Below are 22,409 nucleotides of genomic sequence, written 5' to 3' on the forward strand. Positions count from 1 at the left end.
CAAGACGCGAGAACGGTGCCCGTGCCGCATCGACCCTGGCCCAAACAATCATTCACGTTTGGGCTGTTCTTCTTCGCTTACTACGGCTACATCGGCGTCTTTTCGCCCTACGCCAGCCTGTTCTTTTCCGGGCGCGGCATGAGCGCGACCGAGATCGGCATCCTGCTGTCGCTGATGCAGGTCATGCGCATTTTCGGACCCAATCTGTGGGGCTGGGTGGCGGATCTTTCGCAGGCCCGGGTCCAGGTGCTGCGCTTCACCGCCGCGGCCGCGCTGGCGGCGTTTTGCGGCATGTTTTTTGGCCACAGCTTCTGGTACTTCTTTGCCGTGATGGCGAGCGTCAACCTGTTTACCGGCGCGCAGGCGCCGTTGTCCGAAGCACTGATGCTCACCGAGATGCGCGGGGATCTCACCCACTACGGCAAGCTGCGCCTGTGGGGTTCGGTCGGCTTCATTGCCGCCGTCACCGCCGCCGGCGAATTGCTCGACCACTTCGGCATCGATCACATGCCATTGATCGCCGCCGCGCTACTGGCGCTGGTGTTGTTCGCCAGCCTGCGCCTGCGCGACAGCGACCATGTCACCACCGCCCACGCCGCCACATCAATGCGGGAGCTGCTCAAGCGACGCGAGGTCGTTGCATTTTTTGTGTCGGCCTTCCTGATGATTGCGGCGCACGCATCGCTGTACGTGTTCTATTCGCTGTATCTGGCCCAGCTCGGCTACAGCAAAACCGTGATCGGCATGATGTGGTCGCTGGGCGTGCTCGCCGAGATTGGATTTTTTTATTATCAGGCGCCGTTTTTTCGCCGCTTTGGCGCGCCGGCGTTGCTCACGGCCAGCATCGCGATCGCGGTCTTGCGATTCCTGCTGATTGGCCTTGGCGCCTCCTCGGTGATCGCGCTGGTGCTGGCGCAGATCCTGCACGCGGCCACCTTCGGCGCGCATCATTCGGCCTCGGTGGCGACCATGCAGCACTGGTTTTCCGGGCGGCTGCAGGCGCGTGGTCAGGCGTTGTACACCAGCATCGGCTACGGCCTCGGCGGATCGTTCGGTGGACTCGGCCTGACGCTGATCTGGGATCGCCTGGGTGCGCCTGCGGTATTTTGCGCCGCCGCCGCACTGGCCTTGCTGGCCTTGTTGGCGGCACGCCAGTCGTTTCGCTGGCAGGCACTGGCAACGGCAATCCGCTGAACGGATTTTCAGGTGTTGCGAGCGGCAGCGAGGATGTCGCGCCACAGCCTCACGATGCCCCCAAGAGCAACTGATTCCGCCATGGTCGGGGTGTTTGGGCGAATTTTCCAGGCACAACTATGGCATAATCAAAATCCGATTTTCCCTCCCGACGCCGCACCGGCCAACGGTACGCTCGCTGCTCCATGACACAAACCCTGTACGACAAACTTTGGGACGCGCACGTGGTCGACACGGGCGCCGATGGCACCACCATCTTGTACATCGACCGGCATCTGGTGCATGAAGTGACCAGCCCGCAGGCCTTCGAAGGACTGAAGCTGGCCGGGCGCAAGCCGTGGCGGCTGTCGGCCAATCTGGCCGTCGCCGATCACAATGTGCCGACCACCGACCGGGCCCACGGCATTGCCGATCCAACGTCACGGCTGCAGGTCGAAACGCTCGATGCCAACGCCAAATCCTACGGGCTGACCTACTTCAGCATGAGCGACAAGCGCCAGGGCATCGTCCACGTGATTGGCCCGGAGCAGGGCGCGACGCTGCCCGGCATGACGGTCGTATGCGGCGACTCGCACACCTCCACCCACGGCGCGTTCGGCTGCCTGGCGCACGGCATCGGCACGTCTGAAGTCGAGCATGTGCTGGCCACGCAGACGTTGCTGACCAAGAAATCCAAAGCGATGCTGGTCCAGGTCGATGGCATTATTCCCAAGGCTGTCACGGCCAAGGACATCGTGCTGGCGGTGATCGGCCGGATCGGTACGGCCGGCGGTACCGGCTATGCGATCGAATTCGGTGGCGCCGCAATCCGGTCCCTGTCGATGGAAGGCCGCATGACGGTCTGCAATATGGCCATCGAAGCCGGCGCGCGTGCAGGAATGATCGCGGTCGACGACACCACCATCGATTACGTCAAGGGTCGCCCGTTCTCGCCAGTGGGCCCGCATTGGGACACTGCCATTGCCTACTGGCGCACGCTGCATTCGGATCCGGGCGCACGGTTCGATCTGGTGGTCACGCTCGACGCGGCGCAAATCAAGCCACAGGTCACCTGGGGCACCTCGCCCGAGATGGTGCTGGCCATCGATGGACGCGTGCCGGACCCGGATCGCGAAAAAGATCCGGCCAGGCGCGATGCAATCGAAAAGGCGCTGGCCTACATGGCGCTCAAGCCCAACACCGCCATCGTCGACATCCGCATCGACAAGGTCTTTATCGGCTCCTGCACCAATTCCCGGATCGAGGATTTGCGCGCTGCCGCCGCGGTTGTGCGCGGCCGGTTCCGCGCCTCCAATGTCCGGTTGGCGATGGTGGTGCCGGGATCGGGGCTGGTCAAGGAGCAGGCCGAGCGCGAGGGGCTGGATGTGATCTTCCGTGCGGCCGGTTTCGAATGGCGCGAGCCTGGCTGCTCAATGTGCCTGGCGATGAACGCCGACCGGCTGGAGCCGGGCGAGCGTTGCGCCTCGACCTCGAATCGCAATTTTGAAGGAAGGCAGGGGGCGGGCGGACGCACCCATCTTGTCAGTCCTGCCATGGCCGCCGCGGCGGGTATTGCAGGACATTTCGTCGACGTCCGGACTTTATAAAACAAGGGAAAAAAATGAAACGTACGATCACTGTACTGCTGGTTCTGTCCGGCTTTTTGCTGTCGGGCTGCAACACCGTCCATGGCTTTGGCAAGGATGTCGAAAAGGTCGGCGAGAAGGTTCAGGGCAAGTAATTTGATGGCGCCAGGTCGTCCGGTTTCCGGGTGATCCGCGCGATTGCATCGCTATTCGAACGGTTTTTTGCAAGGCACTTACCTTGGTTGCACATGAATAAATTTACGCTGCTTGACGGCCTGGTCGTTCCGCTGGACCGCGCCAATGTCGACACCGACGCGATTATCCCGAAACAATTCCTGAAATCGATTCAGCGCACCGGCTTTGGTCCGAACCTGTTCGACGAATGGCGTTATCTGGATGCCGGCGAGCCGGGCCGCGACAACAGTGCCCGGCCATTGAATCCGGATTTCGTCTTGAACCTGCCGCGCTACGCGGGCAGTTCGATTTTGCTGGCGCGCAAGAATTTCGGCTGCGGCTCGTCGCGCGAGCATGCGCCGTGGGCGTTGGAGCAATACGGATTCCGGGCCATCCTGGCGCCCAGCTTTGCCGATATCTTTTTCAATAACTGCTTCAAGAATGGCTTGCTGCCGATCGTCCTTCCCGAGGCGCAGATCGATCACCTGTTCAATGAAGTGCGCGCCTTTCCCGGCTTCCGGCTGGTCATCGACCTGGAGCGGCAACTGGTCAGCACCACCAGCGGCAACCTCACGTTCCCGTTCGAAGTCGATACGTTTCGCAAATTCTGCCTGCTCAATGGTCTCGACGACATTGGCCTGACACTGCAGCAGGCCGACAAGATCCGTGCCTTCGAAGAACGTCATCTGGCCAGCCAACCCTGGCTGACGAACGGCATTTAACCCGACCCCGCGGCGACCGGGAACTGACCGGTCGCCCGTCTTTTTTACTGGCACATCATGAAAATTGCAATCCTGCCGGGCGACGGCATTGGTCCGGAAATCGTCGATGAGGCGGTCAAGGTGCTGCGCGCCCTGGGCGAATCGTTCGAGATGGAAACCGCGCCGGTCGGCGGCGCCGGTTACGAGGCGCACGGTCATCCGTTGCCCGATGCGACCCTGCAGTTGGCGAAGGACGCCGACGCCATCCTGTTTGGCGCGGTGGGCGACTGGAAATACGACACGCTCGATCGCCCGTTGCGGCCGGAGCAGGCGATTCTGGGACTGCGCAAGCATCTCAATCTGTTCGCCAATCTGCGCCCGGCGATCCTGTATCCGGAGCTGGCCGGCGCATCGACGCTCAAGCCCGAGGTGGTATCCGGGCTGGACATCCTGATCATTCGCGAGTTGACCGGTGATATCTATTTTGGCCAGCCGCGCGGCATGCGCGTGGCGCCCGACGGTCCGTTCAAGGGCGAACGCGAAGGCTTCGATACGATGCGCTACGCCGAGACCGAGATTCGCCGGATTGCCCATGTCGCCTTCCAGGCCGCGCGCAAACGCAGCAAGCGCCTGACCAGCGTCGACAAGGCCAATGTGCTGGAAACCTTCCAGTTCTGGAAAGAGATCGTCACCGATGTGCATGGCGAGTACCCCGATGTCGCGCTCGATCACATGTATGTCGACAATGCCGCCATGCAGTTGGTGCGCGCGCCGAAAAAGTTCGACGTGCTGGTGACCGGGAACATGTTCGGCGACATCCTGTCCGACGCAGCAGCAATGCTGACCGGCTCGATCGGCATGTTGCCGTCGGCATCGCTGGACGCCAGCAACAAGGGATTGTACGAGCCGTCGCACGGCTCCGCCCCCGACATTGCCGGCAAGGGGATCGCCAATCCACTGGCAACGATCCTGTCGACCGCAATGATGCTGCGCTTCTCGCTGGACCGTCCGCTGCAGGCCGATCGCATCGAGGCCGCGGTCAAGGCAGTCCTTGAACAAGGCCTGCGCACCGCCGATATTCATGAAGCTGGCACGACATTGGTTGGCACGCGCGCCATGGGCGACGCGGTGGTGAAAGCGCTTGCTTGAGCATGATCAAAAACGACGGACGCGTTCCGTCATACGTTTAGGAAATGATGATGAAACTTGTTGGATTGGTGGGATGGCGTGGCATGGTGGGTTCGGTCCTGTTGCAGCGCATGCAGGAAGAAAATGATTTTGATCATATCGAACCAGTTTTCTTCTCAACCTCGAACGCCGGCGGCCCGGCGCCTTCGCTCGCAAAAAACGAAACCACACTGAAGGACGCCGGCGACATCGGCGCGCTGAAGAAGTGCGACATCATCATTACCTGCCAGGGCGGCGATTACACCGCCGAGATCTTTCCGCAATTGCGGGCCGCCGGCTGGAATGGCATCTGGATTGACGCTGCCTCGACCCTGCGCATGGAAGATGACGCCATCATCGTGCTCGATCCGGTCAATCTGGCGGTGATCCAGTCCGGGCTGCAGCGCGGCATCAAGAACTTTATCGGCGGCAATTGCACGGTGTCCTGCATGTTGATGGGGCTGGGTGGATTGTTCGAACACGACCTGATTGACTGGGTCAGTTCGATGACGTACCAGGCCGCCTCTGGCGGCGGTGCACAGCACATGCGCGAACTGCTCACACAGTTCGGCGCCATTCACGCTGATGTCAAGGCGCTGCTCGACAATCCGGCCGCTGCAATTCTGGAAATCGATCGCAAGGTGCTGGCCAGCCAGCATCGCATGACTGCTGAACAAACCCGGCAATTCGGTGTGCCGCTGGCAGGAAACCTGATTCCCTGGATCGACAAGGATCTTGGCAACGGTGTCTCGAAAGAAGAGTGGAAGTCGGGCGCCGAGACCAACAAGATCCTGGGCCGCGGTACCGCATTTGGCAGCGCCGCCAAGCCGGTTATTCCGATGGATGGCCTGTGTGTGCGGATTGGCGCGATGCGCTGCCATTCACAGGCATTGACTATCAAGCTCAAGAAGGATGTGCCGCTCGACGAAATCGTCGACATCATCGCCGCCAATAATCAATGGGTGAGCGTGATCCCGAATACCCGCGAGGCATCGATGCAGGGGTTGACCCCGGCGGCCGTGACCGGCAGCCTGACGATTCCGGTCGGCCGTTTGCGCAAGCTGGCCATGGGACCGGAATATCTGTCGGCATTCACTGTCGGCGATCAATTATTGTGGGGCGCCGCCGAGCCGTTGCGGCGTATGTTAAGGATTGTGCTCGAAGCCTGAAGGGTGATTGCAGCGACAACAGTGTGTTGTCCTTCCGCAACATTGCAGCGATTGTAATGATGTAATCATCGTTACAAAGAGTTTTACAATTGCTCAGGGGATGGTTACGCTTGCGTGGCTAAGTCCCTGATGCTATGTTAAAAGTTCTTTGGGACAACCATGTCGATTCATGTTCTTCGGTCCCAGCACAGATTACGCCAACGGAATGTTAACCTATGTCACTTAAAATGCTTCCACGCAAACCTTCCCAGTTGGCTCACTTGACGCTGAAGACTTTGAGCGCCGCTGTGCTCGCGACGATGATGATTTCATCGCCGGCGTCGGCGGCAGGGCTCGGACGCCTTACCGTGCTGTCGTCGCTCGGTCAGCCGCTGAACGCCGAAATCGAACTGACTGCCGTTGGCAAGGACGAGGCCGGCTCGCTGGTCGCCAAGCTCGCTTCGACCGAAGCATTCCGGCAGGCCAATATCGACTTTAACCCGGCCCTGTTTTCGATACGTTTCGGCATTGAACAACGTGGTGGCCGACAAGTCATCCGGGTGACGTCGGCGCAACCGATCAACGAGCCGTATATCGACATGCTGCTTGAACTGGGCGGCGCCAACGGTCGCCTGGTGCGTGAGTACACATTCCTGCTGGACCCGGTCGACCTGCGCACGGCGCAAGTCGCAGCACCGGTGGGTGCGCCGGTTCGCAATGTCGAACCACAGCGGCCCGCCCCGGTGCAGGCTCCGGCCGCATTGGCCAGCCGTCCGGCAAGTCCGGTTGAGGCGCCTGCCCCGGCAGCGCCGGCCCGCGCTCCCAAGGCCAAGCCTGAGGAAGTCACCGCGGGCGGTGCCGGTGAAAAATCCTATCTGGTCAAGCGGGGTGATTCGCTGGCCCGTATTGCCAATCAGGTCCGTCCAGCCGGTGTGTCGCTGGACCAGATGCTGGTTGCGCTATACCGCGCCAATCCGGCTGCGTTCGTCGGCGAGAACATGAATCGCATGCGCACCGGCCAGATCCTGACCGTCCCCGAGAAGGATGTCGCGGGCTCGATCGACAATCGCGAAGCCAATGGGGTCGTGGTCGCGCAAGCGCAGGACTTCAGCAGGTATCGCAACAAGCTGGCTGGCCAGGTTGCTGCCGCAGCGCCGCAAAACACCGGCGAGGCGAAGCAGGCCGCTGGTGGCAAGATCAGTGCGAAAGTCGAAGAACAGAAAAATGCTGCCAGTGAATCCCAGGACAAGTTGAAGTTGTCGAAGGCGGCTGCCGGTGCAGCTTCTGCCAGCGCGATGTCGGCGGAAGAACGCATTGCAAAGGACAAGGCACTCAGCGAGGCAAATTCGCGTGTCAAGGACCTCGAGAAAAACGTCGGCGATTTGCAGAAGCTGCTTGAAATTAAGAACCGCGAATTCGCTGAGCAGCAAAAGCGCGCCGATCTTGCTGCCAAGTCGGCCGCGGTCGCCAGCACTGCACCGGTTGCGCCAGTCAAGGCGCCAGAGCCTGCGCCAGTTGTTGCCAAAGTTGAAGAGAAAAAGCCGGAACCGGCCGTTGTCGTGACACCACCGGTGGTTGCGGCTGCGGTCGCGCCCAAGCCGGCAGAGGTTGCCCCGGTAGTCAAAGCGCCGGCAGTCAAGCCGCCAGCGCCCGTCGCGCCAGAAGGCAATGCCATGGACGAGCTGCTTGGCAGCCCGTTCCTGCTTCCCGGTGTTGGTTTGTTGTTGCTGGGTCTGGGCGCATTCGGAATTTTCAATTCCCGTCGCAAGAAAAAGAACCAGCAATTTGAAGACAGCATCCTGACCGATTCGAACCTGAAGGCCAATTCGCTGTTCGGTTCGACCGGCGGGCAAAGCGTCGATACCAACAACAGCGTCTTCAATTCCAATTTTGCACCATCGGCCAGCCAGCTTGATGCCAATGAGGTCGATCCGGTGGCGGAAGCCGACGTCTACATTGCGTATGGACGCGATGCCCAGGCCGAAGAGATCCTGAAGGAAGCATTGCGCACCCAGCCTGAACGCAATGCAGTGCGCGTCAAGCTGCTGGAAATCTACTCGAATCGCCGCGACGTGCGCTCGTTCGAAGTGATGGCGACGGAATTGTACGGGATCACCAAAGGCGAGGGCGACGACTGGGAACAGGCCGCTTCGCTCGGCATTGCGCTGGACCCGGATAACCCGCTGTATGCCGGTGGACGTTCGCTGGAATCGGCAGTGACACAGCTGGCTGATCCGGCTGCTGCCAATGATTTGGCCGATGAACTCGATCTCGAAGCCTTGCTGGCCTCGACCCAAAGCAATATCGCTGGCGCCTCACTGAACACGATACCGGGCGAGATGGATATCAACACGGCATCGTACCTTGAGCCTGAGCCGAAAGCGCCCGCCGCTGAGGTCAAGCCCGTGGTCGAGGAAAAGGAAAACGACGGTCTCGATTTCGACCTTGAAGGCCTTGGCATCATGGATGTCGAATCCAGTGAGGTGCTGGTCGATCCTGCCAGGCTGACCTCCGATGAGCACAACAAATTTTCGCTCGACTTCGATGCTCCCGATGCTGTCACCGGTCCTAAAATCCCGGTAGCGCCAGAGGTGGTTGAATTCAATGAAACCACGCCTGTTGCGCCGGTGATGTCAGCCAGTCCGGAGCCATTGGCCGAAGACATGACGTTCGAGCTGCCCGGCGACGACGCGCTCGGTGAGGAGATTGCCCACGACACGACGCCGAACGCGGCGAGCAAACCGGATCCGCTGGATTTCGATTTGTCGGGTATCAGCCTCGACCTGATGCCGAATGATGCCGCTGCTGTGACACCGCCGCAGGCCCCGTTCCTGGCCGCAGAGCCTGCCGACACGCTCGTGCTGGAGGACGACGAGATTGCGACTGCACCGGAAATGGCCACCAAGCTTGACCTGGCCATCGCCTACGAAGAAATCGGCGACAAGGAAGGTGCGCGCGAATTGCTGGATGAAGTCATCGCCGGTGGCTCAAGTCAGCAAATCGAGCAGGCCCGGTCGATGCTGGCGAAACTCGGCTGACGTCAAACCGCTCCGCGAACGGGCGCAACCATCCAGTTGCGCCCATTTTGTTTTGAGGTTGTACTATTCGCCATACGGTGAATATTGGGAAATGCATTGAAACGATTGGTTCTGGGAATTCAGTACGATGGGACCCCTTGGCATGGGTGGCAGACCCAATTGAGCGGTCATACGGTGCAGGACCGACTCGAATTCGCGCTAAGAAAGTTCACCCAGGCCGACATCAAGACGACCTGCGCAGGGCGCACCGATACCGGGGTCCATGCGATCGAACAGGTGGTGCATTTTGACGCGCCGGTTGAGCGTACGGCGTCGTCCTGGGTACGTGGTCTCAATACCCATTTGCCGCCATCGATTTCCGTGCGCTGGGCCGCCATCGCCAAGGATTGTCCCGAACAGGAATTCCACGCCCGGTTCAGTGCCCGTTCCCGCACGTATCACTACCTGCTCTATAACCATCCGATCCGCTCACCGCTCCGGGAAGGTAAGGCCGGCTGGGTCTTTCGTCCGCTGGATGCAGAGCGCATGCGCGCGGCGGCGCAGTGCCTGATCGGCACCCATGATTTTTCAGCATTTCGCTCGGCAGACTGCCAGGCCAAATCACCCATCAAGATCATGCATGGAATCGACCTGGTCCGGCGCGGCGATTTGATTGTGATTAAACTGCATGCCAGCGCCTTCCTGCAGCACATGGTGCGCAATATCGTCGGTTCGCTGATTTATGTCGGCACCGGCAGGCAGGAAGTGGGGTGGTTGGGGGAGTTGATGGCGCAAAAGAATCGTCATCTGGCGGCACCGACGTTCAGCCCGCACGGCCTGTATCTGGCAAACATTGATTACGATCCGAAATGGGAATTGCCGCAGGCGCCAGTCGACGCGTTTGCGCATTGGTGATTGCCACCGGCAACGCCCCGACCGACAACGCTGTTCAACGCAACCTGAGTTCGCTTTCCGATGACCCAACGTACGCGCATCAAAATTTGTGGCTTGACCCGCCCTGAAGATGTCGATGCCGCCATTGCTGCCGGCGCCGACGCGGTCGGTTTTGTGTTTTATCGCCCCAGTCCGCGTTACGTCACGCCTGCGCTGGCCGCAACCTTGCTCGCACAGGTGCGTCCTTTCGTGACGGCTGTCGGGTTGTTCGTCAACGCCAGCGTCGAAGAGGTGGAGCAGGTCGTCCGCCAGGCGCCGATCGCCCTGTTGCAGTTTCACGGTGATGAAACACCACAGCACTGCGCGCAGACCGCCGCCGCCGTGAACCGGCCCTTTATCCGGGCACTGCGGATCGGTCGGCAAACAACCGGCGAAGATTTGTTAGAATGCGTCAAGGTTTATCGTGCCGCCAGCCCGTTGTTTGCGGGAGTATTGCTCGACACCCTTGTCGAGGAATATGGTGGCAGTGGAAAGGTTTTCGATTGGTCTCTCATTCCAGAAGAACTCGCGCCTCAGGTCGTTTTGAGTGGTGGCTTGAGCGAACACAACGCGACTGACGCAGTGGTGCTCGTGCGTCCGTTCGGCGTTGACATCAGCAGTGGTGTCGAATCCGCCAAAGGCATCAAGGACGCCGCCGCAATTGGCCGTTTCATGGCAGCCGTGCGCCAAGGCGACGCGCTGCCGCGCTAAATAACCACTTTTCAAGAGAACAACCATGCATGCATTGAATCCGCTCGAAAACCCCGTCGAGGGCAGCGCCGCGACCACCTATGATCTGCCCGATGCGCGCGGTCATTTTGGTCCGTACGGCGGCAGCTTCGTCTCCGAAACCCTGACGCATGCGTTGAACGAACTCAAGGCGGCGTATGCGCATTACAGCACCGACCCCGAGTTCCTGGCCGAATTCAACGATGACCTGACGCATTTTGTCGGGCGTCCCAGCCCGGTCTACCATGCCCGGCGCTGGTCCGAAAAAATGGGTGGCGCACAAATCTACTTCAAGCGCGAAGACCTCAATCACACCGGCGCACACAAGATCAACAACGTGATCGGACAGGCGCTGCTGGCCAAGCGCATGGGCAAGCGTCGCATCATCGCCGAAACCGGCGCCGGCCAGCACGGCGTGGCCACGGCCACCATCTGCGCGCGCTTTGGCTTCGAATGTGTGATCTACATGGGTAGCGAGGACATCAAGCGCCAGGCCCAGAACGTCTACCGGATGAAGCTGCTGGGTGCCACCGTGGTGCCGGTCGAATCGGGATCAAAGACCTTGAAGGATGCGCTCAACGAAGCCATGCGCGACTGGGTCACCAATATCGAGAACACGTTCTACATCATCGGCACCGTGGCCGGACCGCACCCCTATCCAATGATGGTGCGCGATTTCCAGTCGGTCATCGGCACCGAGTGCCTGGAGCAGATGCCGGTGATGACCGGACGTCAGCCCGACTATGTGGTGGCGTGCGTGGGCGGCGGCTCGAACGCGATGGGGATCTTTTATCCGTACATCGACCATGCCGACGTCCAGTTGATCGGCGTCGAAGCGGCGGGCGAGGGCATGGACAGCGGCAAGCACTCGGCCTCGCTGCAACTGGGCACCCCAGGCGTATTGCACGGCAATCGCACCTATTTGCTGCAGGATGCGAACGGCCAGATCATGGAAACCCATTCGGTCTCCGCCGGCCTCGACTATCCGGGCGTGGGGCCGGAACATGCCTGGCTCAAGGATATCGGCCGCGCCCAATACGTGCCGATTACCGACGCCGAGGCGCTGCAGGCGTTCCATGATTGCTGCCTGATCGAAGGCATCATCCCGGCACTGGAATCGAGTCATGCGCTGGCCTACGCTGCCAAACTGGCTGCTACGCTGCCAAAGGACAAGATCATTCTGGTCAATCTGTCCGGTCGCGGCGATAAGGACATGCACACGGTCGCCGAAAAAATGGGCATGAATTTTTATTGCCGCGAATCGTGCGCTGTCGGTGCAGTTAAAACCGTCGCGATGCCGAAATAAAGTCCCTGCTGCCGCATTGCGCGGCAGCGTCTTTTCCTCCAGTTTGCAGAAACCACCATGTCCAGAATCCAGGCAACCTTTGCTGCACTCGCTGTCAATCGCAAAACCGGATTGATCCCATTCATTACCGCCGGCGATCCGTCGCCGCAACTGACGGTGCCGCTGATGCATGCACTGGTCGAGGGCGGCGCCGATATCCTTGAGCTGGGCGTGCCGTTTTCCGACCCGATGGCCGAAGGGCCGGTGATCCAGCGCGCCTGCGAGCGCGCACTGAAATTCGGTGTCGGGCTGCGCGATGTGCTCGATTTCGTGCGCGTGTTCCGGCTCACCAATTCCCACACGCCAGTGGTCCTGATGGGCTATGCCAATCCGATCGAGTGCATGGGACAGCAGGCATTCATTGCGGCTGCGCTCGCAGCCGGCGTGGATGGCACCATCGTGGTCGACTATCCGCCCGAAGAATGCGAGGAGTTCGCCGCCGGCATGCAGGCCGCCGGGCTCGATCCGATCTTCCTGCTGGCGCCGACCTCGACCGAGGAGCGCATTACCCAGGTTGCCGCTGCCGGCCGGGGATTCTGCTACTACGTCTCGCTCAAGGGTGTCACTGGCGCGGCCAACATTGATCTGGCCGACGTCACCGAGCGCATTGGTGCCATTCGCCAGCATGTCAAACTGCCAATCGGGGTCGGCTTCGGTATCCGCGACGGGGCGACCGCGCGCGCCATCGCCGGTGTCGCCGATGCCGTCGTGATCGGCAGTCGCATCATTCAGGAGCTGGAAAATACCCCGCCGGAGCACGCGGTCGAGGCTGTACGCAGCTTTGTCGCCGGCATTCGGGCGGCACTCGACGCACCGGACTGACGGTGTATTGGTGGATTGCCGTGCAGACGGTACAATTCGGCAGGTCAACAATTACGAGGCACCCATGAGCTGGCTTGAGAAACTGCTACCCCCGCGCATTCAGCGCTCCGAAACCGCCCAGCGCAAGTCGGTGCCGGAAGGCTTGTGGGTCAAATGCCCGTCGTGCGAAGCCGTGCTGTATCGCACTGACCTGGAATCGAACATTCACGTTTGTCCGAAATGCAACCATCACATGCGCATTCGCGCCCGTGAACGACTCGACAACCTGCTCGACGCCGGCGGCCGCTATGAAATCGGCCAGGAAACCCTGCCGGTCGATACGCTCAAGTTCAAGGACAGCAAAAAGTACCCGGATCGTCTGAAAGCCGCGATGGAAGCCACCGGCGAGACCGATGCGCTGATCGTCATGGGTGGCGCGATCATGTCGCTGCCGGTGGTGGTGGCCTGTTTTGAATTCGAATTCATGGGTGGCTCGATGGGCTCGGTGGTCGGCGAGCGCTTTGTGCGCGGCGCGCAGAACGCGCTGGAACAAAAAGTGCCGTTCATCTGCATTACCGCAACCGGCGGTGCACGAATGCAGGAAGGCTTGTTGTCATTGATGCAAATGGCAAAGACCACGGCGATGCTGACCAAGCTGTCCGAAAAAAAGCTGCCGTTCATTTCGGTGCTGACCGATCCGACCATGGGCGGTGTGTCGGCCTCGTTCGCGTTCATGGGCGATGTCGTGATTGCCGAGCCGAAGGCCCTGATCGGCTTCGCCGGCCCGCGCGTGATTGAGAACACGGTGCGCGAGAAACTGCCGGAAGGCTTCCAGCGTGCCGAATTCCTGGTGCAAAAGGGCGCCGTCGACATGATTGTCGACCGCCGCAAGATGCGCGAAGAAATTGCCCGCCTGCTGGCCCTGCTGCAAAACCAGGCGGCTGACGTGCTGGCCTGATCACCGCGCGCCACCAAGAAGCCCGAGCCTTCCGGTTCGGGCTTTTTATTTTCCAGTTGAGCACCATATTGGTTCCATGCACACCTTACCGACTACCCTGACCGATTGGCTGTCCCGACTCGAAACCAGTCATCCGATCACCATCGACATGGGACTCGAACGCGTCGCCGCCGTGGCCGCCAGCATGGGCATCCGGTTTGATTGCCCGGTCATTATCGTGGGTGGCACGAATGGCAAGGGCTCGACCTGCGCGATGCTCGAAGCAATACTGCTGCAGGCCGGCTATCGGGTCGGGCTGTCGACCTCGCCGCATCTGATCGATTTCAATGAGCGCGCCCGTATCGACGGTGTGTCGGCCAGCGACGCCGCGCTGGTCGACTATTTCAACAAGGTCGAGGTCGCCCGTGGAGCCACGTCGCTGAGCTATTTCGAATTCACCACGCTGGCGATCCTGCAGTTGTTCATGGATGCGCACCTCGATGCCGTGATTCTGGAAGTCGGACTGGGCGGACGGCTCGATGCGATGAATATCATCGATGCGGATGTCGCCATCGTCACCAGCGTCGATATCGATCACACGGCGTATCTTGGTCATACACGTGAAGCCATCGGATTCGAAAAGGCCGGAATTTTTCGGGCCGGTAAAGCGGCCATTTGCAGCGACCCGGTGCCACCGCAGTCGCTGCTGGACCACGCCGCCGCCATTGGCGCCGATCTGTGGCTGATCGGGCGCGATTTCAATTACATGGGCGACAAGCTGCAATGGAATTACGGTGGCCGCGAACAGCGCCGCAATTCACTCGGCTATCCGAGCCTGCGTGGTGCTAACCAGTTACTTAACGCTTCGGCGGCGCTGGCCGCGCTGGAAGTGCTGCGCCATCGTCTGCCGGTTGGCGCGCAAGAGGTCCGGACCGGACTCGTGCTGGTCGATCTGCCCGGGCGTTTCCAGGTGCTGCCAGGGCGTCCTGCGGTGATTCTGGATGTCGCGCACAATCCGCACGCCGCCGCCACACTGTCGCAAAATCTCGGCAACATGGGCTTTCATCCCTACACTTATGCCGTGTTTGGTGCGATGCAGGACAAGGATATCGATGGCGTGATCGCGCAGCTCAAAGGCCAGATCGATCACTGGTGTCTGACCGACTTGCCGTTGCCGCGCGCCGCCACCGCGGCGGCGATCCGCGAGAAATTGCTTGCGGCCGGGGTGGTTGCCAGCACGTCGAAGGACACCGAATCATCAATCGAAACCTTCGCTGCGCCGGCCGATGCTTTCGCAAACGCAATCTCCCGGGCGGGGGAGAATGATAGAATTGCGGTTTTCGGATCGTTCCTCACCGTCGCCGGCGTCATGGCGTTCCGCACTGCTGCAAACCACTGAAGAATACATAGTTAACCGCATGGGCTTGTCATCGCTTTTCCGCAAGAAACCGCAAGAAACCGCCGCCACTGAGGGTGAGTTCTATTCCCGGGCCGAAGAAGAATCCAACGCCGTGCGTGGCCGGGGCAAACGCAAGCCGGAGAAACAGGCGGCCGAACCGGTCGATCCGGTCTTGCCGGAAAAAAAGCGCGCGCGCCGACGCCTGGTCGGGGCTGTCGCTCTGGTGCTGGCTGCCGTGATCGGTTTGCCGATGATTTTCGATTCGGAGCCGAAGCCGCTGGCGGACGATCTGGTGGTGCAGATTCCCTCCAAGGAACAGCCGCCGCAGCCAGTGCGCCCGGCGCCGCCGCCACGCATCGCGCCTTCGAATGTGCCACAGAGCGCCACGCTGGATCAGGCCGAGGAAGTGGTCGACCCGAATGCTGTTGTGCCTAAAAAGACAACACCCGTCTTGCCGGGACCGGCCGTTGCCGAGAACAAACCGAAGGCGACTGCCGTTGAACCGGTAAAACCTGTGGCAAAGCCTGTTGCCAAACCTGAACCAAAGCCCGAACCAAAACCGGAACCCAAGCCGGCGGTAGACAAGTTATCCGATAACGCGCGTGCCCAGGCGATTCTGGATGGTGGCGCGACACCGGCCCCGGCCAGCAAGAAGCCGGACGCCAAGCCCGGCAAAGTCATCGTGCAGGTGGCGGCGTTGGCGTCGAAAGAGAAGGTCGCCGAGTTGCAGGATAAATTGAAGGCGGCCGGGATTGCCTCGTACACGCAGACCGTTGCCACTGACGGCGGTGCAAGGATTCGGGTGCGCATCGGGCCGTTTGGCAGCAGGGAAGATGCAGAAAAGACCCGCGCCAAGCTGACGGCGCTGGGCTTGAACGGCACCCTGGTGCCAACCTGATCCGGACACTTTTTGTGACGTTGTTCGATTATCTGGTGTTGTTGATATTGATTTGCTCGATCATCATCAGCATGATGCGTGGTCTGGTCAACGAGATACTGTCGCTGTTGGGCTGGATCGTTGCGCTGGTGGTTGCCAACCTGTACGGCGAACCCCTGTCGCAGTGGTTGCCCGACTTGATTCCAGGCAGCGTGACGCGCCTGATCGTGGCCTTCATCGCGCTGTTCATTGGCGTCCGGTTGCTCATGGCATTGGTCATGAAAGCAGTCGATAGCGTGATCAAGGCCGGCGGGTTGACCGTCGCCGATCGCGGTCTGGGTGGATTGTTCGGATTGGCGCGTGGGCTGGTGATCATTCTTGCCGTGGTACTGGTCTGTGGCATGACCTCGATTCCCCAACAACCATTCTGGACCAACGCGGTGCTCAGTCCGTTGGCAGAAACCGCCGCGCGGTCGGCCAAGCCTTTCCTGCCGGGCGACTTTGCGCGGCACGTGCAGTTTTGAATTGATTCAGTCAGGAGTCCAACATGTGTGGCATCGTCGGCGTAGTCTCCCATCAACCTGTCAACCAACTGATTTACGATGCGCTGCTGTTGCTGCAGCATCGTGGTCAGGATGCGGCGGGCATCGCAACCAGTCACGCGAACAAGTTCTTCATGCACAAGGCCAATGGCCTGGTGCGCGATGTGTTCCGCACCCGTAACATGCGCTCGCTGCAGGGCAATGTCGGCATCGGCCAATGCCGCTACCCGACTGCCGGTACCGCCAGCGCAGAAGAAGCGCAACCGTTCTATGTCAATGCGCCGTTCGGGATCACGCTGATCCACAACGGCAACCTGACCAACTGGGAACAGCTCAAGATCGAGATGTTCAAGAACGATCGCAGGCATATCAACACCTCGTCCGATTCCGAAGTCCTGCTCAATGTGCTGGCCCATGAAATCCAGCAGGCGACCACCGGCTATTCGCTCGATCCGTCGACGCTGTTCAAGGCTGTCAGCGTCTTGCACAAGCGCGTGCGCGGTTCGTATGCGGTGGTCGCGCAGATTGCCGGCTATGGCCTGCTGGCGTTTCGCGATCCGTTTGGTATCCGGCCGCTGTGCATCGGTTTCAATGAAACCGAACAGGGCACCGAATACGTCGTTGCCAGCGAATCGGTGGCGCTCGAGGGCCTTGGCTTTCGCTTCCTGCGCGACGTGATTCCCGGCGAAGCCATCTTCATCGACAACGATGGCCAGTTATACAACAAGCAGTGCGCCGAAAATCCGACGCTCAATCCCTGTGCCTTTGAATTCGTCTACCTGGCACGGCCTGATTCGGTGCTCGATGGCGCCTCGGTGTATGCCACCCGCCTGAAAATGGGCGAATACCTGGCCGAAAAGATCAAGCGCGAATTTGCCGCCGGCGACATCGATGTCGTCATGCCGATTCCCGATACATCGCGCCCGGCGGCGATGGAACTGGCGATGAAACTCAATCTCGACTATCGCGAAGGCTTCATCAAGAACCGTTACATCGGCCGCACCTTCCTGATGCCGGGACAAGCCATACGCAGCAAATCGGTACGCCAGAAGCTCAACGCCATCGGTTCCGAATTCAAGGGCAAGAGCGTGCTGCTGGTGGACGATTCGATCGTGCGTGGCACCACCAGTCGCGAGATCGTTCAGATGGCACGGGATGCCGGCGCCAAGCGCGTGATCTTTGCCTCGGCCGCGCCTCCGGTGAAGTTTCCGAACGTCTACGGCATCGACATGCCGACCCGCGCCGAGCTGATCGCATACGGCCGCAGCAACGAGGAAATCTGTCGCGAGATTACTGCCGACGCCTTGGTGTATCAGGATATCGATGCACTCAAGCGCGCCATTTCGGACGTCAATCCAGCCTTGCGCAGTCTCGAAGCGTCCTGCTTTAACGGTGACTACATCACCGGCGATATCACGCGCGAGTACCTTGATCATATTGAAGCGACCCGCAACAATGCCTCCACCGGCAACGACGATCCGGAGCGCTCGCAATTGAACCTGAATCTGGCGCAGGTCGACTGAGCGCCATGATTGCCTGCGTGGTGGGTGCAACCGGTCTGGTCGGGCGCGAACTGGTGGCCCAGCTGACGGCGGACCCGGCCTGGTCGGCAGTACATCTGATGGTGCGCCGCAATGACGCGCAATTTGCCGTACTGCGCTCGGCCAAAGTGCGGCAGCACGTCATCGATTTCGAGCATCTGGCCGATGCCGCCTGGCCAGACTGCGATGCACTGTTCTGCTGTCTCGGCACCACCATCCGCACCGCCGGCTCCCAGCAAGCCTTCCGACGGGTTGATTTCGACTATGTCGTGGACAGTGCACGGCGCGCGCGCGTGGCAGGGGCGACCCAGCTGGCCGTGGTGTCGGCGATGGCGGCCAATCCCGCATCGCGCGTGTTCTATAACCGGATCAAGGGCGAAATGGAAGGCGCGGTGGCATCGCTCGGCTTTCATGGCGTGACGATCGTGCGGCCCTCGATGCTGGACGGCGCGCGCCACGAATCGCGGCCGGCCGAGCGTATTGCGCTGCTGCTGATGACGGTCGTGAACTTCCTTTTGCCAAAAAAATATCGCTCGGTGCAGGTCGACAAAGTGGCGCGCGCCATGCGTACTGCCGTCGGCCTCCAGCGGCAAAGCGTCCACGTGATCGAATCTGACCAACTGCAATTGGCCTGAGTATCGGACTGACCATGACTGACCCAAAAAAATACGGTTTCACTACCACCATCCTGCACAGCGACCGCCAGAAGCCGATCGAGCATGGCGCCCTGCACAAGCCGATTCATACCTCGGTGGCGTTCGGTTACCGCGACGCGCGCGAGCTGGCCGCGGTGTTCCAGGGCAAGCAACCCGGCTATCGCTATGGCCGGCAGGGCAATCCCACCGTCAGCGCGCTCGAAGACAAGCTCACGAAAATGGAAGACGGTCTGGGCACACTGTGTTTCAGCACCGGCATGGCGGCGATTGCCGCCGTGATGCAGGGATTGCTGCGCGCGGGCGACCATGTGGTGTCGTCCGCTTTTTTGTTTGGCAATACCAACAGCCTTTGGCAAACCGTGGCTGGACAGGGCGTTGACGTCAGTTTCGTTGACGCCACCGATGTCAATGCGGTTGAAGCCGCGCTGACGCCGGCCACGCGCGTCGTCTTCGTCGAAACCATCGCCAACCCGCGCACCCAGATCGCCGACCTGAAGCGGATTGGCGAACTCTGCGCCCGACACGGCTTGCTGTATATCGTCGATAACACGATGACCTCGCCGTATCTGTTTCGGCCGAAATCGGTTGGCGCCGGGTTGGTGGTCAATGCCCTGACCAAGTCTATCGGTGGCCACGGCAATGCGCTCGGCGGCAGCCTGACCGACACCGGTCTGTTCGACTGGGGCGCGTACCCGAATATTTTCGATAATTACAAGCGCGCCGCGATCAATCAGTGGGGACTGGCGCAATTGCGCGCCAAGGCCCTGCGCGATTTTGGCGGGTCGCTTGGTCCGGAAGCGGCACATCATCTGGCAGTCGGCGCCGAGACGATGGCGCTGCGACTGGAGCGGGAGTGCAGCAACGCACTGGCGGTCGCGCGCATGCTGGAAGCCGATGAGCGCGTGGCAGCGGTGCATTATCCCGGCTTGCCATCGCATCCGCAGCATGCGCTGGCGACCGATCTGTTCCGCGCCTACGGCAGTCTGTTCAGCTTCGAATTGCGCGCCGATGTCGACTGCTTCGATTATCTGAATCGGCTCAAACTGGCGATCCCTGCCAGCAATCTGGGCGATACCCGCACGCTTGTCATTCCGGTCGCCCACACCATCTTTTACGAAATGGGCGCACAGCGGCGGGCCTCCATGGGCATCGCCGAATCCCTGATTCGCGTCTCGATCGGTATCGAGGATACGGCCGATCTGGTCGAGGATTTCCGACAGGCGCTCGCGCCCCGATAACGTCAGTTCAATTGTTTCAGCCAGAACCGCCCGGGCGCCCCCCGCGTTGCCGGTTCGGCCGACTGACGTCCAACGCTGTCGCTGTGCATCGTGTCGCCACGGTCGCTGCGCTTTCGCAATAAATCCTCCAATAGTTGACAAAATTGCTACGGTTCAGGTAGGCTGATCCGGCCACGGCCTTGCCTGACAAGCCTGCATGGCGGCAGGAGCCGGGGTATAAAAAAATCTTAACTGGAGACTTTCATGTTCAGACTACCTATCCGCCGGCTGGCGGTGTTGGCTTTCCTCGCGGTCCCGCTAACGGCACTCGCCGACGGCGTCAGCGTCAGATACGACTTTTCCGATCCTGCAGGTAATCCATTCCCAAGTAATCGATATACCGTCCCGGACTGGTCGCAAAATACCTTTCGCCGGGTCGCACTGCCACTGCCCAACTGCACCACCAGACCGAGCGATTGCGCCGATATCCGCGTCCTCAACACACTCGACGGTTTTTCAACCCAGCCACGGATAACCATTCCCTTCACTGGCAATATTGATCCCGGTACCGTCAACAGCAACACGATTTTTCTGGTCAACCTGGGCGACACGCTGAGCTGGGCAGGCGCGGGCCAGCGTGTCGGCATCAATCAAATCGTATGGGACCCGAGCACCAAAACGCTGGCCTTCGAATCCGATCAACTGCTGCAGGAGCATTCGCGCTACGCACTGGTCGTCACCGATGGTGTACGCGACGCGCAGGGTAAAAAGCTCAAGGCCCTGGATCTGGACGACGACGATCATCGCGGCAATGGCCGACACGATCGCGATGACCGCGATGAGCGTGATGGGCGCGACTACCGCAACGAACTGCGCGACGCCATGCGCATTCGGATTCCGGGCGGAGGCAAAGTGGTCGCGGCGAGCCTGTTCACCACGCAGAGCATTTCCGCCGACCTGTTCAAGATCATGAAAAAAATCAAGCACTCGTCACCGGCGCCGGCCAGTTTCATGGTTGGCAACGGCGGCACCACCAGGGCAGTGTTTCCGGTTAGCGGCACCAGCATCCGTTTCAATCGGCAGGTCGGAACCGCTCCGTCGTACGCCCCGTCAGATTTGCCGATGGCCGCACTGGGTGTGATTCCCGGCGCGATTGCACAAATCGCCTACGGAAAATTCAGCTCACCGAATTTTGAAAGTCCCGCGCAAATCATTCCGGCAGTGGGCACCATGCATGAGCTGCCGCGTCAATACGGTACCAACGGCTTGATCTTCCAGGTGTTCGTACCGGCAGGACCAAAACCGGCCGGTGGATGGCCGGTCGCCATCTTCGGTCACGGTTTTACTGACAGCATGTATGGCGCGCCATGGACAGTCGCGTCGGTGCTGGCGTCGCGCGGAATCGCCACCTTGTCGGTGAATGTGGTCGGCCACGGTGGCGGTGCGCTTGGCACGCTTGACGTGCAACGCGCCGGACAGGCCACCGTCGTGGTACCAGCCGGAGGGCGCGGCTTCGATCAGGATGGCAATGGCGCCATCGACTCGACCGAAGGCGTCAATGCGGCCGCACCATACACGCTGGTCGGCAATCGCGATGGCTTGCGTCAAACGGTGGTCGACCTGATGCAACTGGTGCGCGAAGTGGAGGTCGGCATGGACATTGATGGCGACGGCACCGTTGACCTGAATGCGGCGCGGATCTATTACAGCGGCCAGTCCTTCGGTGGCATTTACGGCACGATCTTCCTCGGCGTCGAACCGAATATTCGCGCTGGCGTGCCCAACGTCGCGGGTGGGTCGATCACCGAAGTCGCCCGGCTTGGCGCCTTCCGTCCCCTGACCGGGATTTCGCTGGCAACGCGTGTTCCGTCGCTGATCAATGTCGCTGATCCCAGTGGCATCGCGTTCAACGAAAACATCCCGCTGCGCAACCTGCCGCCGCTGGTCAACACTGTCGCGGGTGCGCTGCCGATCCAGCTGACGCTGGACCGTTTCGAGTGGGCCCAGCAAGCCGGCAATCCGGTCTCGTACGCGTCGTTTATCCGCAAGCAACCCCTGCCAGGCAATGCTGCCAAGCCGGTGCTGTTCCAGTTTGCGCGCGGCGACGAAACGGTGCCGAACCCGACCACCACGGCGATCATCCGTGCTGGCGATCTGGCTGATGTGGCGGTGCAGTATCGCAACGACCTGGCATTTTCCGCCAATCCTGCCGTGCCAAAAAATCCGCATACGTTTCTGACCAATATCGGCAGTGCTGCCACGGCGGCATACGCAGTCGGCGCGCAAACGCAGATCGGCGTGTTCTTCCAGTCGGGCGGTACGGTGGTGATTGATCCTGACGGCGCCGGGCCGTTCTTTGAAGTGCCGTCCAGTCTGCCGCTGCCGGAAGGTCTGAACTTCCTTCCCTGACGGACGTCTTGTGACGGGAATACGCAACGCAGGAAATTGCCGGTGACGCGGTAGCGC

General features: G+C 60.6%; 19 protein-coding genes. All 19 read left to right on the plus strand.

What is annotated here, in order from left to right:
* The first annotated feature begins 21 nt into the window (after positions 1 to 21).
* The 19 genes from RCH09_RS06295 (at position 22) to RCH09_RS06385 (ending at position 22,352) form a co-directional block, all read left to right on the plus strand.
* Positions 22 to 1,194 (plus strand): MFS transporter, encoded by a 1,173-nt coding sequence (locus RCH09_RS06295; protein ID WP_326940206.1) that lies wholly within the window; start codon positions 22 to 24, stop codon positions 1,192 to 1,194.
* 185 nt (positions 1,195 to 1,379) lie between these two features.
* On the plus strand, positions 1,380 to 2,780 hold the full coding sequence (gene leuC / locus RCH09_RS06300; RefSeq protein WP_326940207.1) for a 3-isopropylmalate dehydratase large subunit: 1,401 nt from the start codon (positions 1,380 to 1,382) through the stop codon (positions 2,778 to 2,780).
* A gap of 14 nt (positions 2,781 to 2,794) precedes the next feature.
* Positions 2,795 to 2,914 (plus strand): entericidin A/B family lipoprotein, encoded by a 120-nt coding sequence (locus RCH09_RS06305; protein ID WP_326940208.1) that lies wholly within the window; start codon positions 2,795 to 2,797, stop codon positions 2,912 to 2,914.
* Positions 2,915 to 3,007: 93 nt separating this feature from the next.
* Entirely contained in the window at positions 3,008 to 3,655 is a 648-nt protein-coding gene (leuD, locus tag RCH09_RS06310) for a 3-isopropylmalate dehydratase small subunit (RefSeq protein WP_326940209.1), read from the plus strand.
* 57 nt (positions 3,656 to 3,712) lie between these two features.
* On the plus strand, positions 3,713 to 4,783 hold the full coding sequence (gene leuB / locus RCH09_RS06315; protein ID WP_326940210.1) for a 3-isopropylmalate dehydrogenase: 1,071 nt from the start codon (positions 3,713 to 3,715) through the stop codon (positions 4,781 to 4,783).
* 50 nt (positions 4,784 to 4,833) lie between these two features.
* Positions 4,834 to 5,970 carry an aspartate-semialdehyde dehydrogenase gene (gene asd, locus RCH09_RS06320; protein ID WP_326940342.1) on the plus strand — a complete coding sequence of 379 codons (1,137 nt, stop codon included), beginning with the start codon at positions 4,834 to 4,836 and terminating at the stop codon, positions 5,968 to 5,970.
* Positions 5,971 to 6,230: 260 nt separating this feature from the next.
* Positions 6,231 to 8,987, plus strand: a complete 2,757-nt coding sequence (locus RCH09_RS06325) for a FimV/HubP family polar landmark protein (protein WP_326940211.1) — start codon at positions 6,231 to 6,233, stop codon at positions 8,985 to 8,987.
* Between the two features lie 96 nt (positions 8,988 to 9,083).
* Positions 9,084 to 9,881: a tRNA pseudouridine(38-40) synthase TruA gene (gene truA / locus RCH09_RS06330; protein WP_326940212.1), complete on the plus strand. Its 798-nt coding sequence runs from the start codon at positions 9,084 to 9,086 to the stop codon at positions 9,879 to 9,881.
* A gap of 60 nt (positions 9,882 to 9,941) precedes the next feature.
* Complete coding sequence (locus tag RCH09_RS06335) at positions 9,942 to 10,610, plus strand: phosphoribosylanthranilate isomerase (RefSeq protein WP_326940213.1); 669 nt, start codon at positions 9,942 to 9,944, stop codon at positions 10,608 to 10,610.
* A gap of 25 nt (positions 10,611 to 10,635) precedes the next feature.
* Positions 10,636 to 11,934, plus strand: a complete 1,299-nt coding sequence (trpB, locus tag RCH09_RS06340) for a tryptophan synthase subunit beta (RefSeq protein ID WP_326940214.1) — start codon at positions 10,636 to 10,638, stop codon at positions 11,932 to 11,934.
* A 57-nt stretch (positions 11,935 to 11,991) separates the two neighbouring features.
* Complete coding sequence (gene trpA / locus RCH09_RS06345; RefSeq protein WP_326940215.1) at positions 11,992 to 12,795, plus strand: tryptophan synthase subunit alpha; 804 nt, start codon at positions 11,992 to 11,994, stop codon at positions 12,793 to 12,795.
* 64 nt (positions 12,796 to 12,859) lie between these two features.
* Positions 12,860 to 13,732: an acetyl-CoA carboxylase, carboxyltransferase subunit beta gene (gene accD / locus RCH09_RS06350; protein ID WP_326940216.1), complete on the plus strand. Its 873-nt coding sequence runs from the start codon at positions 12,860 to 12,862 to the stop codon at positions 13,730 to 13,732.
* A 76-nt stretch (positions 13,733 to 13,808) separates the two neighbouring features.
* Positions 13,809 to 15,110, plus strand: coding sequence for a bifunctional tetrahydrofolate synthase/dihydrofolate synthase (gene folC / locus RCH09_RS06355; protein ID WP_326940217.1), 1,302 nt, complete (start codon positions 13,809 to 13,811; stop codon positions 15,108 to 15,110).
* Positions 15,111 to 15,129: 19 nt separating this feature from the next.
* Positions 15,130 to 16,008 (plus strand): SPOR domain-containing protein, encoded by an 879-nt coding sequence (locus RCH09_RS06360; RefSeq protein WP_326940218.1) that lies wholly within the window; start codon positions 15,130 to 15,132, stop codon positions 16,006 to 16,008.
* A gap of 14 nt (positions 16,009 to 16,022) precedes the next feature.
* Complete coding sequence (locus tag RCH09_RS06365) at positions 16,023 to 16,511, plus strand: CvpA family protein (protein ID WP_326940219.1); 489 nt, start codon at positions 16,023 to 16,025, stop codon at positions 16,509 to 16,511.
* Between the two features lie 23 nt (positions 16,512 to 16,534).
* On the plus strand, positions 16,535 to 18,052 hold the full coding sequence (gene purF, locus RCH09_RS06370) for an amidophosphoribosyltransferase (RefSeq protein ID WP_326940220.1): 1,518 nt from the start codon (positions 16,535 to 16,537) through the stop codon (positions 18,050 to 18,052).
* 5 nt (positions 18,053 to 18,057) lie between these two features.
* Positions 18,058 to 18,705, plus strand: a complete 648-nt coding sequence (locus tag RCH09_RS06375) for an oxidoreductase (RefSeq protein ID WP_326940221.1) — start codon at positions 18,058 to 18,060, stop codon at positions 18,703 to 18,705.
* Between the two features lie 14 nt (positions 18,706 to 18,719).
* Entirely contained in the window at positions 18,720 to 19,964 is a 1,245-nt protein-coding gene (locus RCH09_RS06380) for a cystathionine gamma-synthase family protein (RefSeq protein WP_326940222.1), read from the plus strand.
* A 243-nt stretch (positions 19,965 to 20,207) separates the two neighbouring features.
* Entirely contained in the window at positions 20,208 to 22,352 is a 2,145-nt protein-coding gene (locus RCH09_RS06385; RefSeq protein WP_326940223.1) for an Ig-like domain-containing protein, read from the plus strand.
* The last annotated feature ends 57 nt before the right edge of the window (positions 22,353 to 22,409 follow it).

The sequence above is a fragment of the Actimicrobium sp. GrIS 1.19 genome, assembly GCF_035984655.1.
GTDB lineage: Bacteria > Pseudomonadota > Gammaproteobacteria > Burkholderiales > Burkholderiaceae_D > Actimicrobium.

Coding starts and splice junctions, on each gene's coding strand:
- RCH09_RS06360 (WP_326940218.1), top strand. CDS start 15,130: ATGGGCTTGTCATCGCTTTTCCGCAAGAAACCGCAAGAAACCGCCGCC.
- RCH09_RS06305 (WP_326940208.1), top strand. CDS start 2,795: ATGAAACGTACGATCACTGTACTGCTGGTTCTGTCCGGCTTTTTGCTG.
- trpA (WP_326940215.1), top strand. CDS start 11,992: ATGTCCAGAATCCAGGCAACCTTTGCTGCACTCGCTGTCAATCGCAAA.
- RCH09_RS06335 (WP_326940213.1), top strand. CDS start 9,942: ATGACCCAACGTACGCGCATCAAAATTTGTGGCTTGACCCGCCCTGAA.
- asd (WP_326940342.1), top strand. CDS start 4,834: ATGAAACTTGTTGGATTGGTGGGATGGCGTGGCATGGTGGGTTCGGTC.
- leuD (WP_326940209.1), top strand. CDS start 3,008: ATGAATAAATTTACGCTGCTTGACGGCCTGGTCGTTCCGCTGGACCGC.
- folC (WP_326940217.1), top strand. CDS start 13,809: ATGCACACCTTACCGACTACCCTGACCGATTGGCTGTCCCGACTCGAA.
- leuB (WP_326940210.1), top strand. CDS start 3,713: ATGAAAATTGCAATCCTGCCGGGCGACGGCATTGGTCCGGAAATCGTC.
- leuC (WP_326940207.1), top strand. CDS start 1,380: ATGACACAAACCCTGTACGACAAACTTTGGGACGCGCACGTGGTCGAC.
- RCH09_RS06380 (WP_326940222.1), top strand. CDS start 18,720: ATGACTGACCCAAAAAAATACGGTTTCACTACCACCATCCTGCACAGC.
- accD (WP_326940216.1), top strand. CDS start 12,860: ATGAGCTGGCTTGAGAAACTGCTACCCCCGCGCATTCAGCGCTCCGAA.
- trpB (WP_326940214.1), top strand. CDS start 10,636: ATGCATGCATTGAATCCGCTCGAAAACCCCGTCGAGGGCAGCGCCGCG.
- RCH09_RS06385 (WP_326940223.1), top strand. CDS start 20,208: ATGTTCAGACTACCTATCCGCCGGCTGGCGGTGTTGGCTTTCCTCGCG.
- purF (WP_326940220.1), top strand. CDS start 16,535: ATGTGTGGCATCGTCGGCGTAGTCTCCCATCAACCTGTCAACCAACTG.
- RCH09_RS06375 (WP_326940221.1), top strand. CDS start 18,058: ATGATTGCCTGCGTGGTGGGTGCAACCGGTCTGGTCGGGCGCGAACTG.